13 protein-coding genes and 1 pseudogene are annotated in these 15,105 nt (G+C 71.8%); 12 read left to right on the top strand and 2 right to left on the bottom strand.

Annotated features, from left to right (window positions below; all coding sequences use genetic code 11):
* Nucleotides 1-106: 106 nt before the first annotated feature.
* The 7 genes and pseudogenes from ACFVZW_RS17320 to ACFVZW_RS17290 all read left to right on the top strand — a co-directional run bounded on the left by ACFVZW_RS17320 (nt 107) and on the right by ACFVZW_RS17290 (nt 7,498).
* A complete protein-coding gene (locus tag ACFVZW_RS17320; protein ID WP_384522064.1) occupies nt 107-1,108 on the top strand; it encodes an ABC transporter permease in 1,002 nt (333 codons plus the stop codon).
* Nucleotides 1,109-1,170: 62 nt separating this feature from the next.
* Nucleotides 1,171-2,238, top strand: a complete 1,068-nt coding sequence (locus ACFVZW_RS17315; protein WP_384522062.1) for an ABC transporter ATP-binding protein — start codon at nt 1,171-1,173, stop codon at nt 2,236-2,238.
* Entirely contained in the window at nt 2,235-3,452 is a 1,218-nt protein-coding gene (locus ACFVZW_RS17310) for an ABC transporter ATP-binding protein (protein WP_384522040.1), read from the top strand. The genes ACFVZW_RS17315 and ACFVZW_RS17310 overlap by 4 nt, the downstream gene beginning before the upstream one ends.
* Nucleotides 3,453-3,785: 333 nt before the next feature.
* A complete protein-coding gene (locus tag ACFVZW_RS17305) occupies nt 3,786-4,463 on the top strand; it encodes a trimeric intracellular cation channel family protein (RefSeq protein ID WP_384522038.1) in 678 nt (225 codons plus the stop codon).
* 23 nt (nt 4,464-4,486) lie between these two features.
* Nucleotides 4,487-5,335, top strand: a complete 849-nt coding sequence (locus ACFVZW_RS17300; RefSeq protein ID WP_384522036.1) for a thioesterase family protein — start codon at nt 4,487-4,489, stop codon at nt 5,333-5,335.
* 107 nt (nt 5,336-5,442) lie between these two features.
* Nucleotides 5,443-5,705, top strand: a pseudogene (locus ACFVZW_RS17295) (helix-turn-helix transcriptional regulator); the annotation flags it as partial.
* Nucleotides 5,706-6,334: 629 nt separating this feature from the next.
* Entirely contained in the window at nt 6,335-7,498 is a 1,164-nt protein-coding gene (locus tag ACFVZW_RS17290) for a cysteine desulfurase family protein (RefSeq protein WP_384522034.1), read from the top strand.
* Between the two features lie 16 nt (nt 7,499-7,514).
* Here ACFVZW_RS17290 and ACFVZW_RS17285 read toward each other — a convergent pair whose 3' ends face one another.
* Nucleotides 7,515-8,165 (bottom strand): N-acetylmuramoyl-L-alanine amidase, encoded by a 651-nt coding sequence (locus ACFVZW_RS17285; protein ID WP_384522032.1) that lies wholly within the window; start codon nt 8,163-8,165, stop codon nt 7,515-7,517.
* A 61-nt stretch (nt 8,166-8,226) separates the two neighbouring features.
* Between ACFVZW_RS17285 and mnmA the strand changes: the two genes are divergently transcribed.
* Nucleotides 8,227-9,357, top strand: coding sequence for a tRNA 2-thiouridine(34) synthase MnmA (gene mnmA / locus ACFVZW_RS17280; protein ID WP_384522030.1), 1,131 nt, complete (start codon nt 8,227-8,229; stop codon nt 9,355-9,357).
* A gap of 146 nt (nt 9,358-9,503) precedes the next feature.
* Here the strand turns inward: mnmA and ACFVZW_RS17275 are convergent, their stop codons facing one another.
* The gene (locus tag ACFVZW_RS17275; RefSeq protein WP_384522028.1) at nt 9,504-10,313 is read right to left on the bottom strand and encodes an alpha/beta fold hydrolase; all 810 of its coding nucleotides are present in this window, start codon (nt 10,311-10,313) and stop codon (nt 9,504-9,506) included.
* Nucleotides 10,314-10,411: 98 nt separating this feature from the next.
* Here ACFVZW_RS17275 and ACFVZW_RS17270 point away from each other — a divergent pair, with 98 nt between their 5' ends.
* From ACFVZW_RS17270 to ligA, 4 genes are read left to right on the top strand one after another with little or no spacing between them, the layout of a single operon-like run.
* The gene (locus ACFVZW_RS17270; RefSeq protein WP_384522026.1) at nt 10,412-10,951 is read left to right on the top strand and encodes a TIGR00730 family Rossman fold protein; all 540 of its coding nucleotides are present in this window, start codon (nt 10,412-10,414) and stop codon (nt 10,949-10,951) included.
* Nucleotides 10,952-10,966: 15 nt separating this feature from the next.
* Nucleotides 10,967-11,656, top strand: coding sequence for an SDR family oxidoreductase (locus ACFVZW_RS17265; protein ID WP_384522024.1), 690 nt, complete (start codon nt 10,967-10,969; stop codon nt 11,654-11,656).
* Nucleotides 11,657-11,661: 5 nt separating this feature from the next.
* The gene (locus ACFVZW_RS17260; protein ID WP_384522022.1) at nt 11,662-12,675 is read left to right on the top strand and encodes a methionine synthase; all 1,014 of its coding nucleotides are present in this window, start codon (nt 11,662-11,664) and stop codon (nt 12,673-12,675) included.
* 32 nt (nt 12,676-12,707) lie between these two features.
* Nucleotides 12,708-14,888 carry an NAD-dependent DNA ligase LigA gene (gene ligA / locus ACFVZW_RS17255; protein WP_384522020.1) on the top strand — a complete coding sequence of 727 codons (2,181 nt, stop codon included), beginning with the start codon at nt 12,708-12,710 and terminating at the stop codon, nt 14,886-14,888.
* Nucleotides 14,889-15,105 lie beyond the last annotated feature (217 nt).

Raw genomic sequence — 15,105 nt, 5'->3', positions numbered from 1 at the left:
ATCCCCCCCCCCCCCCCCCACCCGCGATGTAACCGGGTCTCGTGGGATCGGATTTGTGTATAAGACACAGAGGGGCGACAGCCGCCCGCCCGAGCGGCCGACTGCAGTGCTCGTCTACCTCATCCGGCGGCTTTTCAATGTCGTCGCAACGCTGCTGGTGGTCTCCGCGGTCACCTTCGGCATCTTCTTCGCGGTGCCGAAAATAACCGGCAGCGACCCGGCTCTCATGTACGCAGGCCGCGAGACCAACGAAACCGCTCTTGCGGGCATCCGCGTGAAGATGGGCTTCGACAAGTCCATCCCCGAGCAGTACGGACTGTTCCTCAAGGGCATAGTCGCCGGCCGCGACTACAACCAGGGCACGGAGGTGACGCACTGCCCCGCGCCGTGCTTCGGCTACTCCTTCAAGGCGGAGCAGCCGGTGTGGGAGCTGTTGCTCGACCGCATCCCGGTCACGCTCTCGCTCGCCAGTGGCGCGGTGATCCTCTGGGTGATCGGCGGTGTCCTGACGGGCGTGATCTCGGCCTTGCGCAGAGGCACGATCTGGGACCGGGCGACGATGATGACGGCCCTGGCCGGCGTCTCGCTGCCCATCTACTTCACCGGAATGCTGGCCAGCGCGATCTTCGTCTACTCCCTGGAGTGGCTGGAGGCCAGTAACTACCGACCATTGGCCGAGGATCCAGCGGCCTGGTTCAACAGCATGATCCTGCCCTGGGTGACACTGGCGTTCCTCTTCGCCGCCACATACGCCCGCATCACCCGCGCGACCATGCTGGAGGTCCTCGGTGAGGACTACATCCGCACGGCCCGCGCGAAGGGGCTCAAGGAGAACGTGGTCATCGGCAAGCACGCACTGCGTTCGACCCTGACCCCGGTCATCACCCTCGTCGGACTCGACCTCGGCGGCCTCCTCGGCGGCGCCGTGCTCACCGAGACGACCTTCAACTTCCAGGGCCTCGGCACCGCCGCGGTCGGCGCCATCGGCGCCGGTGACCTGCCCGTCATCATGGGCGTCACCCTCATCGCGGCCTTCTTCGTCGTCATGGCGAACCTGATCGTGGACATCATGTACTCCGTCGTCGACCCGCGCGTGAGGCTGACGTGACCGAGACCCCGCTGAACAACGACAGCCCCGCGGGCGCCACCACCGGTCCGGTCGGCGTCCCCGTGCAGTCCGGACCCTCGGACGACGCGTACCTCTCGGTGCGCGACCTCAAGGTCCACTTCCCGACCGACGACGGTCTGGTCAAGTCCGTCGACGGGCTCTCCTTCGACCTGGCCCGCGGCAAGACCCTCGGCATCGTGGGCGAGTCCGGCTCCGGCAAGTCGGTCAGCTCGCTCGCCATCATGGGCCTGCACCGCACCGGCCACAGCCGCAACCGCCCGGTGATCGAGGGCGAGATCTGGCTGGACGGAGACGAGCTGATCCGCGCCGACGCCGACGAGGTACGGCGTCTGCGCGGCCGCAAGATGGCGATGGTCTTCCAGGACCCGCTGTCCGCGATGCACCCGTACTACACGGTCGGCAAGCAGATCGTGGAGGCGTACCGCACCCACAACGCCGTCGACAAGAAGACCGCCCGCAAGCGCGCGGTCGAGATGCTCGACCGGGTCGGCATCCCGGAGCCCGACAAGCGCTTCGACGCCTATCCGCACGAGTTCTCCGGCGGTATGCGTCAGCGCGCGATGATCGCGATGTCGCTGGTCAACAACCCCGAACTGCTCATCGCGGACGAGCCGACCACCGCGCTCGACGTGACCGTGCAGGCGCAGATCCTGGACCTGATCCGGGACCTGCAGAAGGAGTTCGGCTCCGCCGTCATCATGATCACGCACGACCTCGGCGTCGTCGCCGAGCTCGCCGACGACATCCTCGTGATGTACGGCGGCCGGTGCATCGAGCGCGGTCCGGCCGAATCGGTCTTCTACGAGCCGCAGCACCCCTACACCTGGGGCCTGCTCGGCTCGATGCCGCGGATCGACCGGGAGCAGACCGACCGGCTCATCCCGGTCAAGGGCTCGCCGCCCAGCCTCATCAACATCCCGAGCGGCTGCGCGTTCCACCCCCGTTGCCCGTACGCGGACGTGCCCAAGGGCGGCGTCACGCGCACGGAACGCCCCGAGCTGCGGCTCGCGCCGAGCGGTGAGGGCCCCGGCCGTCACTACTCCGCCTGCCACATGTCACCGGAGGAGCGGACCCGGATCTGGACCGAAGAGATTGCGCCGAAGCTGTGAGCGACAACAAGAGCACTGAGCCCCTGCTCAAGGTCAACGGCCTGGTGAAGCACTTCCCGATCAAGAAGGGGCTGCTGCAGCGCCAGGTCGGGGCGGTCAAGGCGGTCGACGGCATCGACTTCGAGGTGCTGCCCGGCGAGACCCTCGGCGTCGTCGGCGAGTCCGGCTGCGGCAAGTCGACGATGGGCCGGCTCATCACCCGGCTCCTCGAACCGACGGGCGGTACGGTCGAGTTCGAGGGCGTGGACGTCTCGCACCTCGGTGTGGCCAAGATGCGTCCGCTGCGCCGCGACATCCAGATGATCTTCCAGGACCCGTACGGCTCGCTCAACCCGAGGCACACGGTCGGCTCGATCGTCTCGGCGCCCTTCAAGCTGCAGGGCGTGGAGCCGGAGGGCGGGGTCAAGAAGGAGGTCCAGCGCCTCCTTGGCCTGGTCGGCCTGAACCCGGAGCACTACAACCGCTACCCGCACGAGTTCTCCGGCGGTCAGCGCCAGCGCATCGGCATCGCCCGGGCGCTCGCCCTGAAGCCGAAGCTGGTCGTGGCCGACGAGCCGGTCTCCGCGCTGGACGTGTCGATCCAGGCGCAGGTGGTGAACCTGCTGGACGACCTCCAGGAGGAGCTCGGCCTCACGTACGTGATCATCGCCCACGACCTGTCGGTCATCCGGCACGTCTCGGACCGCATCGCGGTGATGTACCTCGGCAAGATCGTGGAGCTCGCGGACCGCAAGTCCCTGTACGAGTCGCCGATGCACCCGTACACGAAGGCCCTGATGTCGGCGGTCCCGGTCCCGGACCCGAGGCGCCGGGGCGCGAAGAGCGAGCGCATCCTCCTCCAGGGCGACGTCCCGTCCCCGATCGCCCCACCGCCGGGCTGCCGCTTCCACACCCGCTGCTGGAAGGCGACGGACGTCTGCAAGACGGTGGAACCCCCGATGCTGGAACTCCGCCCGGGCCAGCGGGTGGCATGCCACCACCCGGAGAACGCGGAGGGCCTGACGGTGCCGTCGGCGAGGGAATCGGTGGAGGTGTCGGGGTCGGTGTCGGCTCCGGGGGAGACCCCGGCGAAGGACGCCCTCGCGAAGGCGGAGGCTCCGGCCGAGCCGGAGACCGCCGCAGCGCCGGCGAGCTCGGCGAAGGGCGAGGAGCCCGAGGCTGCCGAGGACGCGGACGCGTCGGACGCCGAAGGCGACGCGCCGCCGAAGGCGTAGCCGCACGAGCAAAGCCACGAGGCCCCGGACGCCCACCGTCCGGGGCCTCGCGACGTACGGCGGCACGGAGCTGTCGCGTGCGGGGGTTCGGGGGCGGAGCCTCCGGGCCCGGCCTCCGGCGCCCCGGCCCCCTGGCCCCCGGCGCCGGTTCGGCGCGTAACGGCTTGGAACGGCCGGCGACGTGGGTTCGAGGCGAAGCCCCGGCCTCCCTCGCGGTGTACCGCGGCGCGGAGCTGCCGCGCCCCAGCGCCCCGGCCCCCGGCGCCCCGCCCGCGGAGCCCGCCCCCGCACCACCTGGCCGCCGCCCCCGCGAGGACCCGGCACAATTGCTCGGTGCTCCACGACCTCTTCAGCCCCTCCGTACAACACTCCCTCGACCTCGTCGGCATCTTCGTCTTCGCCATCTCCGGCGCCCTCCTCGCCGTCCGCAAGAACTTCGACGTCTTCGGCATCGCCGTCCTCGCCGAGGTCACGGCCCTCGGCGGCGGCCTCCTGCGCGACCTGATCATCGGCGCCGTACCCCCCGCCGCCTTCGCCGACCTCGGCTACTTCCTCATGCCGCTCGTCGCCACGGTCCTCGTCTTCTTCCTCCACCCCGAGGTCGAGCGCACCCAGAACGCCGTCAACGTCTTCGACGCCGCCGGCCTCGGACTCTTCTGCGTCACCGGCACCACCAAGGCGTACGAGTACGGCCTCGGTCTCACCGCCTCCGCCGCGCTCGGACTCGCGACCGCAGTCGGCGGCGGTGTCCTGCGCGACGTCCTCGCCAACGAGGTCCCCTCGCTTCTCCGCTGGGACCGGGACCTCTACGCCGTGCCCGCCATCGTCGGCGCCACGATGGTCGTCCTCTGCATCCGCTTCGACGTCCTCAACGCGTACACCAGCGGCGTAGCCGTCGCCACCGCCTTCGTCCTCCGCCTCCTCGCGATGCGCTACCACTGGCGCGCCCCCCGCGCCTGGAACCGCCGCTCCTCCGCCCGCGAGGAGCCCGAAAAAGCTACCGCTCAGTAGTTTCCTGCTGTACCGTCGAAAGCATGAGCACGAGTATCGAGACGACCGCGGGGACCAGCGAGTTCGACCGCGACACCGCCGTCACCCTCCGCGCCCCCGGTGTCTACGACGCCGAACTCTCCGCCGGGTGGACCATCATCAGCGCCGTCAACGGCGGCTACCTCCTCGCTCTGCTCGGCCGCGCCCTCGGCGACCACCTCCCGCACCCGGACCCGTTCACGATCTCGGCGCACTACCTCACGCCGTCCGTGCCCGGCCCCGCGGTGATCCGCACCGAGACCGTCCGCACCGGTCGCACCCTCTCCACCGGCCAGGCGTCCCTCTTCCAGTACGCCGAGGACGGCACCGAGGTCGAGCGCATCCGGGTCCTCGCCTCGTACGGCGACCTCGACGCCCTCCCCGACGACGTCCGCACCGCCGCCACGCCCCCCGCGATCGCGCCCATCGAGCACTGCTTCGGCGCCTCCGACGGCCCCACGCCCCAGATCCCCGGCTCCAGCGCCATCACCGAGCGGCTCGACCTCAAGCTCGACCCGGCGACCGTCGGCTGGGCGATCGGCGCGCCCTCGGGCAAGGGCGAGATGCGCGGCTGGTTCGGCCTCTCCGACGGTCGCGAGCCCGACGCGCTCTCCCTGCTCCTCACCGTCGACGCGCTGCCGCCGACCTCCTTCGAGCTGGGCCTCAAGGGCTGGACCCCGACGGTCGAGCTCACCACGCACATCCGCTGCCGCCCGGCCCCGGGCCCGCTGCGCGTCTCCATCACCACGCGCAACCTCGCCGGCGGCTTCCTGGAGGAGGACGCGGAGGTCTGGGACAGCGCGGACCGGCTCGTCGCCCAGTCCCGCCAGCTGGCCCGAGCCCCGCGCGGCTGACGCCGCGGCCAGGCGTCGGGGCGGTGCGCCCACGCCGGGCGCCCGACGGCATGTCGGGCTCCGGGGCGGCCACCCTCCCTCCGCCGCCCCAGGGTTGGCCTCGGCCGGTGAAGTCCGACCGACTCCTCGCCCACTTACCGCTCCTCCAGACCCGGGGCCTGGTCCCGGCCTCGGAGCTCGCCGAGCGCCTCGAAGTCTCCGTGCGCACCACTACCGGGACGTCGGGGCGCTCTCGGCGTCCGGCGTGCCCGTCCACTCCGAACGAGGCCGGCATGGTGGCATCGCCCTCCTGCCCGGCTTCCGTACGGATGTCACGGGGCTGACGGCCGACGAGTCCCGTGCCCTGTTCGTGCTCGCCGCCCAGGGCGCCCTGGTTCGGGCCCGCGTCCGACACGACCGCCTGGACCGCTTCCTCCGCCTCCACGGCGACCGGCTGACGTCTCCACCGAGGGAACCCGAAGGAGAGTGGACGGAGGTCGAACTGGCCTTCCCTGAACCGGGCGACGTCCGCCCCCTCCTGGCCCTGGGCGGCGGCATCGAGGTCCTGGCCCCACCGGAGATCCGAACCCTCCTGGGGGGGGCAGCGGAGATTCTCGCCGTGCACGGCGATGCCGGGTGAGGGACTTTGGCTCGCGCGCCGAGGTGCCTCTTCGGGCGAGCCCGACGGAATCCCGCGTCCCGCCTTTTCGTCACGCCTGCGGAACGGTGTCCACTCGCGCCGCGCCCTCCACGGCGCCCAGGGCGCAAAGCCGGCGGTGTCGCCCCGTTGTCGCGCGCGGGACGCGGTGGACCACCCCGCCCGCCCCATGGGCACGTCGCGCCGCAGGGCCCGGCCACAAGCCCGCCGCTGTGCCCCGGCCGCTCCTCGCCAAGCCCCCGGCCGCTCCTCGCCAAGCCCCCGGCCGCTCCCCGCCGCACCCCCACCGCCCCCAAGGCCACCCCGCCCGCCCCGGGCCCCCGGCCAGCAGGCCTGCCGCGCCCTCGTAGAATCTAGGCACCATGGCTTACCTCGACCACGCCGCGACCACGCCCATGCTTCCCGAGGCGATCGAGGCGATGAACGCCCAGCTCGCCGTCACGGGCAACGCCTCCTCGCTCCACGCGGCCGGGCGGCGCGCCCGGCGGGTCGTCGAGGAGGCGCGCGAGACCCTCGCCGCCGCCCTGGGCGCCCGGCCCAGCGAGGTGGTCTTCACCTCCGGCGGCACCGAGGCCGACAACCTTGCCGTCAAGGGCCTGTACTGGGCCCGCCGCGACGCCGACCCCGCCCGCACCCGCGTCCTCGCGAGCCCCGTCGAGCACCACGCCGTGCTCGACGCCGTGGACTGGCTCGCCACCCACGAGGGCGCCACCGTCGAGTACCTCCCCGTCGACCGGTACGGCCGCGTCCACCCCGACGACCTGCGCGAGGCGATCGCGCGCGAGCCCGAATCCGTCGCCCTCGCCACCGTCATGTGGGCGAACAACGAGATCGGCACGATCATGCCGATCCGCGAACTCGCCGACGTGGCCCGCGAGTTCGACGTTCCGCTGCACGCCGACGCCGTCCAGGCCTTCGGCCAGATCCCCGTCGACTTCGCCGCCTCCGGCCTCGCCGCCCTGACCGTCTCGGGCCACAAGATCGGCGGACCGTACGGCATCGGCGCACTGCTCCTGGGCCGCGAGTACAGCCCCGTGCCCGTCCTGCACGGCGGTGGCCAGGAGCGCCATGTCCGCTCCGGCACCCTCGACGCACCCGCCATCGCCGCCTTCGCCGTCGCCGGACAGCTCGCCGCCGAACGGCGCGAGGAGTTCGCCCGCGAGATCGGCGCCCTGCGCGACGAACTCGTCGCCGCCGTCCTCGCCGCCGTCCCCGACGCGATCCTCGGCGGCGACCCGGACGACCGGCTCCCCGCCAACGCCCACTTCACCTTCCCTGGCTGCGAGGGCGACTCCCTGCTCCTGCTCCTCGACGCCCAGGGCATCGAATGCTCCACCGGCTCCGCCTGCACCGCCGGCGTCGCCCAGCCCAGCCACGTCCTGCTCGCCACCGGCACCGACCCGGACCTCGCCCGCGGCACCCTGCGCTTCACCCTCGGCCACACCTCCACCAAGGAGGACGTGGCGGCGGTCGCCGGCGCGATCGGGCCGGCCGTCGAGCGGGCCCGTAGCGCCGGCCTGGTCTGACGAGTCGGACGTCCCCTCAGGTGACCTTCTTCGAGGCCTCCCGTACGAGCTTCATGTAGCGGTCCCAGTCCCAGTGCGGACCGGGGTCCGTGTGATCGGTCCCGGGCACCTCGACGTGCCCGATGATGTGCTCCCGGTCGACGGGGATGCCGTACCGGGCGCATATCCCGGCCGTCAGCCGCGCCGAGGACGCGTACATCGCCGCCGTGAAGTCCTGCGGCCGGTCGACGAAGCCCTCGTGCTCGATCCCGACGCTCCGCTCGTTCATGTCCCGGTTCCCGGCGTGGAAGGCCACGTCGAGCTCGCGGATCATCTGCGCCACATGCCCGTCCTTACGGACGACGTAGTGCGTGGCGGCGCCGTGCCCCGGGTTCTTGAAGACCTTCAGCGCGCTCGCGTAGCTGCCCTGGACGACATGGATCACCACCCGGTCGATCGTGTAGTCGGCGGGCCGGTCGGCCCGCCGCCAGTTCGCCCGGGACGCGGCGGACCAGTCCGCCCCCTTGTGGTCGAGCTCGCCCTCCACCCGGTCCTTCTCCCTGCCCGGCAGCCGCCACCAGGCACGCGCCAGCTCGTCGCGGGCCAGCGCCGCCGTACCCAGCACGGCCGCGCCGCCGCCGAGCAGGACGGCTCGCCGCCCCACCCCCCGCTTCTTCTCGCTCCCCATGTGCAGGACAACGCTTACTCACGCGACCGTGGTTCCCGGAGCCCCGTACCCTGGTAGGGCTATGACTCAGACTCCGCCGCAGCGCCCCCTCCGTGTCCTCGCCGCCATGTCCGGCGGAGTGGACTCCGCCGTCGCCGCCGCCCGCGCGGCCGAAGCCGGGCACGACGTCACCGGCGTCCACCTGGCGCTCTCCGCGAACCCGCAGTCGTTCCGTACCGGCGCCCGCGGCTGCTGCACCATCGAGGACTCCCGCGACGCCCGCCGTGCGGCCGACGTCATCGGCATCCCCTTCTACGTCTGGGACCTCGCCGAGCGGTTCCGCGAGGACGTCGTCGACGACTTCGTCGCGGAGTACGAGGCGGGCCGCACCCCCAACCCGTGCCTGCGCTGCAACGAGAAGATCAAGTTCGCGGCGCTGCTCGACAAGGCGCTCGCGCTGGGCTTCGACGCGGTCTGCACCGGTCACTACGCCACGGTCGTGCTCAACGAGGACGGCTCGCGCGAGCTGCACCGGGCCTCCGACATGGCCAAGGACCAGTCGTACGTCCTCGGTGTCCTGGACGAGAAGCAGCTCGCCCACGCGATGTTCCCGCTGGGCGACACCCTCACCACGAAGGACGAGATCCGGGCGGAGGCGGAGCGGCGCGGGCTCGCGGTGGCGAAGAAGCCCGACAGCCACGACATCTGCTTCATCGCCGACGGCGACACCCAGGGCTTCCTGGCCTCCCGGCTGGGCCGGGCGGAGGGTGACATCGTCGACGAGTCGGGTACGAAGGTGGGCACCCACGAGGGTGCGTACGGCTTCACCATCGGCCAGCGCAAGGGCCTGCGGATCGGCCACCCGGCGGCGGACGGCAAGCCGCGCTACGTCCTGGACATCTCGCCGGTGAACAACACGGTCACGGTCGGCCCGGTCGAGGCGCTCGACGTCACCGGCCTCACGGCGATCAAGCCCCGCTGGTGCGGCACGGCCCCGGAGGGCTCCGGCCGCTACACAGCCCAGCTGCGCGCCCACGGCGGCGAGACGGCGGTGACGGCGGCCCTGGAGGACGGCGAGCTGACGGTCACCTTCGACGAGCCGGTCCGGGGCGTGGCCCCCGGCCAGGCGATCGTGCTGTACGACGACACGCGCGTGGTGGGCTCGGCGACGATCGCGACGACGGTACGAAGCACGGCGGCGGCGACGGTCTGACGCCGAGCGGCGATCGGACCCGAGGCGGCGGCTTCACGCCGAAGTGGCGCTCGGCGGTCGTGCGTCGTGTGGCGGCCTGCGCCCGAAGCGGCGGCTTCACCCCCTAGTCGCGCGGTCCATCGGTTCGACCCCGAAGGCCCGTTCCCTCAGTCCTCCTCGAAGAACTCCTCCAGGGCCGGCGCCAGGACGTGTGGTGCCACCTGGTGGGTCTGGCCCGTCAGGGTGCGGTGGCGGGCGCGGGGGAGGGCCGTCGAGACGAGGTGGGCCGCCCGGCGCATCCAGGCGGGGCTGGCGCCGCCGTCGACCACCAGCACGCGCGCGTGGACCCGGCGCAGGCGCTTGACCGGCACCGCACCGTCGCCCAGCACCGCGTGGTCGTACGCCAGGGTGTGCGCCACGGCCTCCAGCCGGGGCCACTCCGCCCCGCCGCGTATCCCGGCCGGCGCCCCCGTCGGCATCGCGTCGGCGAGGAACAGCTCGAGGGCCGCCGCCCGCTGCCCCCGGTCGAGGAGACCCGTCAGCCGGCGCCGGTGCGCGGCGTACGTCCGGCGCGCCCCGGCCTCGGCGGAGAACGGCGGCTCGTAGACCGACAAGCGGTCGATCGGCAGCCCCGCACCCGCCGCGGCCAACGCCAGCGCCCCGCCCGAGGACGTGCCGTGCACGATCACCCGGCCACCCACCTCGTCGATCAGCGCCGCCAGATCGTCGATCTCCCGCTCGACGGCATACGGGCCGGTGTCGCCGCTCCCGCCCCGCCCCCGCCGGTCGTAGGTCACGACCGAGAAGCGCGGCGCGAGGAGGTCGGCCAAGGGCGCCTCGGTCCCGGCGGTGCAGAGCGCACCGCCCACCAGGATCACCGGCTGCCCCTCCCCGAGCCGCTCGTACGCGATCCGCGTGCCGTCCCTCGACGTGATCCGTCCCCGGGACCTGCTCAGCGTGCTGTTCACCTCGTCCATGCCGGATAGGACCGGAGCCGCTCCCCGAACTCATCGCGACGCGGCGGGATTTCCCGGAAATTCTTGGAACGCGCAGGTCGGCGCCTACGGTGGAGACCATGAACATCTGCGTCTTCCTCTCAGCCGCCGACCTCGACGAGCGCTACACCGCCCCCGCCCGCGACTTCGCGGAACGCCTCGGAAAGGCCGGCCACACGCTGGTGTGGGGCGGCTCCGACGTCGGTCTGATGAAGGTCGTCGCGGACGGCGTGGAGAAGGCGGGCGGCCGGCTCGTCGGCGTCTCGGTGGACTTCCTCGCCGTCAAGGCCCGGCCGGGCGCCGACGAGATGATCATCGCCAAGGACCTCGCCGAGCGGAAGGCGCTGCTTCTGGCCAAGTCCGACGCGATCGTGGTCATGGTCGGCGGCACCGGCACTCTGGACGAGGCCACCGAGGTCCTGGAGCTGAGGAAGCACGGCAAGCACACCAAGCCGGTGGTGCTGCTGAACACGGCCGGCTTCTACGACGGCCTGAAGACCCAGTTCCACCGCATGGAGGACGAGGGCTTCCTGCCCCTCCCGCTGACGGACCTGGTCTTCTTCGCGGAGGACGGCGTGTCCGCTCTTGCCTACCTTGAAGAGTCCATCGCCGCACGGTGATGGGACGATGGCCCCATGGCTACACATGTGATCACCGGGGCAGGTTCCGGCATCGGCGCGGCCGTCGCCCGTCGGCTGCACGCGCGCGGGGACGAACTCGTGCTCCACGCGCGTGATGCCGGCCGGGCCAAGGAGCTCGCCGCCGAGTTCCCCGGCGCCAGGACCCTCGTCGGAGACCTCGCCGACCCCGACCGGCTCTCGTGGGCGTTCTCGCACCAGAGCCTGCCCGAGCGGGTCGACACCCTTCTGCACATCGCCGGCGTCGTCGACCTCGGGCCGGTCGGCGACCTCACCCCGAAGACCTGGCGCCATCAGCTCAACGTCAACCTCGTCGCCCCCGCCGAGCTGACCCGGCACTTCCTGCCCCAGCTGCGGGTCTCCCAGGGACACGTGGTGTTCGTCAACTCCGGCGCCGGGCTCACCGCCCACGCCGAGTGGAGCGCCTACGCCGCCTCCAAGCACGGCCTGAAGGCGCTCGCCGACTCCCTGCGCCACGAGGAGCACGGCAACGGCGTGCGCGTCACCTCGGTCTACCCGGGACGGACCGCCAGCCCGATGCAGGCCAAGGTGCACGCCCAGGAGGGCAAGGAGTACGACCCCTCGAAGTGGATCGACCCGGAGTCCGTCGCGACCACGATCATCACGGCCGTCGATCTGCCGCGCGACGCCGAGATCAACGACCTGACAGTCCGTCCGGGACGGTAGGAACAGTGAGCGAGAGCAGCGAGCAGGCAGCGTTCACCTGGGGGCCCGCCACCGGCGTCGGCTCCATGCCCGGCGGCGACGCCCGGGAGGCGGCCAAGACCGTCGCGGGCTCCTTCGAGGACTTCCCCTTCCTGGCCGAGCTTCCGGCCCGCGGGCCCGGCGCCGACATGATCGGGCGGACCATCGGGCTGCTCGTCGAGATGTACGCGCACGTGGAGCCGAGCGGGTGGCGGGTCAGCGACCGGCCGGGCCGGGACACCCGGCGCGCCCGCTCCTGGCTCGGCGAGGACCTCGACGCCCTGGAGGAGTTCACCCAGGGTTACGAAGGTCCGCTCAAGGTCCAGGCCGTGGGCCCCTGGACGCTCGCCACCGCCCTGGAGCGGCGCGGCGGCGAGGCGGCGCTCGGCGACCCCGGTGCCTGCCGGGACCTCGTGGGCTCCCTCGCCGAAGGGCTGCGCGACCACCTCGCTGAGCTCCACAAGCGGGTCCCCGGCGCCCGGCTCGTCCTCCAGCTCGACGAGCCGTCCCTGACGTCCGTCCTGCGTGGACAGGTCCGTACCGCCAGCGGCTACCGCACCTACCGCGCCGTCGACCGGCAGGTCGTCGAGAGCGCCCTGCGCGAGGTCGTCGCGGTCCACGACGGCCCGGTCGTCGTGCACTCCTGCGCACCCGACGTCCCGTTCGGACTGCTGCGCCGCGTCGGCGTCGCCGGGGTCTCGTTCGACTTCGGGCTGCTCACCGAACGTGACGAGGAGCCGATCGGCGAGGCCGTGGAGTCCGGCACGAAGCTCTTCGCGGGCGTGGTGTCCTCCACCGACGCCCCATTGTCGGACCCGGGCGGTAGCGTCATGGGTGTCAGGACGCTGTGGCGCAGGCTGGGGCTGAATCCGGGGACTCTCGCCGAGTCCGTCGTGATCACTCCGACGTGCGGGCTCGCGGGTGCTTCGCCGGCATATGCCCGGGCGGCGCTCGCCCACTGCGCCCGGGCGGCGAGATCGCTCGCGGACAACCCTGAGTGACGGGGTCCGAGTCAACGGGAGGACGAGTAACGGTGGCAGTCGAACAGGGGGCCCTGCCCGCCGAGGCACGGGAGAAGCACGCCGAGCTGGCCGAGCAGGTCGAGGAGCACCGCTTCCGGTACTACGTGAAGGACCAGCCCGTCATCAGCGACGGCGAGTTCGACAGGCTCCTGCGCTCCCTCGAGGCGCTGGAGGAGGAGTATCCCGAGCTGCGCACGCCTGACTCGCCGACGCAGAAGGTCTCGGGGGACTACGAAACGGGCCTGGCCAAGGTCGACCACCGCGAGCGCATGTACTCGCTGGACAACGCCTTCGACGACGCCGAGCTGTCCGCCTGGGCGGAGCGGGTGGCCAAGGACGTCGGCACGTCCGCGTACCACTTCCTGTGCGAGCTCAAGGTCGACGGCCTCGCGATCAACCTGACGTACGAGAAGGGGCGGCTCACCCGGGCCGCCACCCGGGGCACCGGTGTCACCGGCGAGGACATCACGCCCAACGCCCGGACCATCCACGGCATCCCGGACCGGCTGTCCGGCGACCGGATCCCGGATCTGGTGGAGATCCGGGGAGAGGTCTACTTCCCGATGGAGGCCTTCGCCGACCTCAACGCCCGCCGGGTGGCGGCCGGCGAGCAGCCGTACGCGAACCCGCGCAACTCCGCCTCCGGTTCGCTGCGGCAGAAGGACCCGAAGGTCACGGCCACGCTCCCGCTGCGCATGGTGGTCCACGGCATCGGCGCCCGCGAGGGCTTCGGCATCGACCGCCTCAGCCAGGCCTACGACCTGCTGCGCGAATGGGGCCTGCCGACGGCCCAGCACAACCGGGTCGTCGGTTCGCTCGACGCGGTACGGGAGTTCATCGCGTACTTCGGGGAGAACCGGCACTCCGTCGAGCACGAGATCGACGGGGTCGTCGTCAAGCTGGACGAGATCCCGCTCCAGGGCCGGCTCGGCTCCACCGCGCGCGCCCCGCGCTGGGCCATCGCCTGGAAGTACGCGCCGGAGGAGGTCAACACCAAGCTCGTCGACATCAAGGTCGGCGTCGGCCGGACGGGCCGGGTCACTCCGTACGCCCAGGTCGAGCCGGTCAAGGTCGCGGGCTCGGAGGTCGAGTTCGCCACCCTCCACAACCAGGAGGTGGTGAAGGCCAAGGGCGTGCTGATCGGCGACACGGTCGTGCTGCGCAAGGCCGGTGACGTCATTCCGGAGATCCTCGGCCCGGTCGCCGACCTGCGGGACGGCACCGAGCGGGAGTTCGTGATGCCGGCCGAGTGCCCCGCATGCGGGACTCCGCTGCGGGCCATGAAGGAGGGCGACATCGATCTGCGCTGCCCCAACGCGCAGAGCTGCCCGGCCCAGTTGCGTGAACGTCTCTTCTATCTGGCCGGGCGTGAGTGCCTGGACATCGAGAACTTCGGCGGGGTCGCCGCGGCCGCGCTGACCCGCCCGCTGGAGCCGGCCGAGCCCCCGCTCGTCGACGAGGGCGACCTCTTCGACCTCACCATCGAGCAGCTCCTCCCCATCAAGGCGCACGTCCTCGACCCGGACAGCGGGCTGCCCAAGCGGGACCCGAAGACCGGCGAGGAGAAGGTCGTCACGGTCTTCGCCAACCAGAAGGGCGAGCCGAAGAAGAACGCGCTCGCGATGCTGGCGAACATCGAGGCGGCCAAGGCGCGTCCGCTGGCCCGGTTCATCAACGGCCTGTCGATCCGTCATGTGGGGCCGGTCGCGGCCCAGGCGCTGGCCCGCGAGTTCCGCTCCCTGGAGCGGATCGAGCAGGCGACCGAGGAGGAGCTGGCGGCCGTCGACGGGGTCGGCGGGATCATCGCGGCCGCGGTGAAGGACTGGTTCTCCGAGGAGTGGCACCGGGAGATCGTGCGCAAGTGGCGGGCCGCCGGGGTCACGTTCGAGGACGAGGGCGCCGGCGAGGAGCAGGGACCGCGTCCGCTGGAGGGACTGACCGTCGTCGTGACCGGCACCCTGCAGAACTTCACCAGGGATGGCGCAAAAGAGTCGCTCCAGAAGCTCGGGGCGAAGGTGACCGGTTCCGTTTCGAAGAAGACCGACTTCGTGGTCGTCGGTGACAACCCTGGTTCGAAGTACGACAAGGCGATGCAGCTCAAGGTTCCGGTTCTGGACGAGGACGGCTTCGCGGTGCTGCTCGCAGAGGGTCCCGAGGCCGCTCGGGAGGCGGCGGTCCCGGTAGAGGGTTAGACGGGAGAGAGGCAAGGGGCAGCCGGGAACGTCACCCGTTCGGCGCATACCAGATCGTTACGGGTGGCCGGGTCGCATTCGGGCAAGACATGGAGAGCGCTGCCCGTCGGAGCCCTCCGCGGCCTAGTGTTGAGACCGTGCGTCTGCCGTGCACGGCCGTGTGAGGGCTCTGCCGGTCGTGGAGGCATGACAACGGCCCATCGCGTTGCGACGGCAC

It is taken from the genome of Streptomyces sp. NPDC059567, assembly GCF_042735655.1.
Lineage (GTDB): Bacteria > Actinomycetota > Actinomycetes > Streptomycetales > Streptomycetaceae > Streptomyces.
This window is presented reverse-complemented; position numbering and strand designations above follow the sequence as displayed.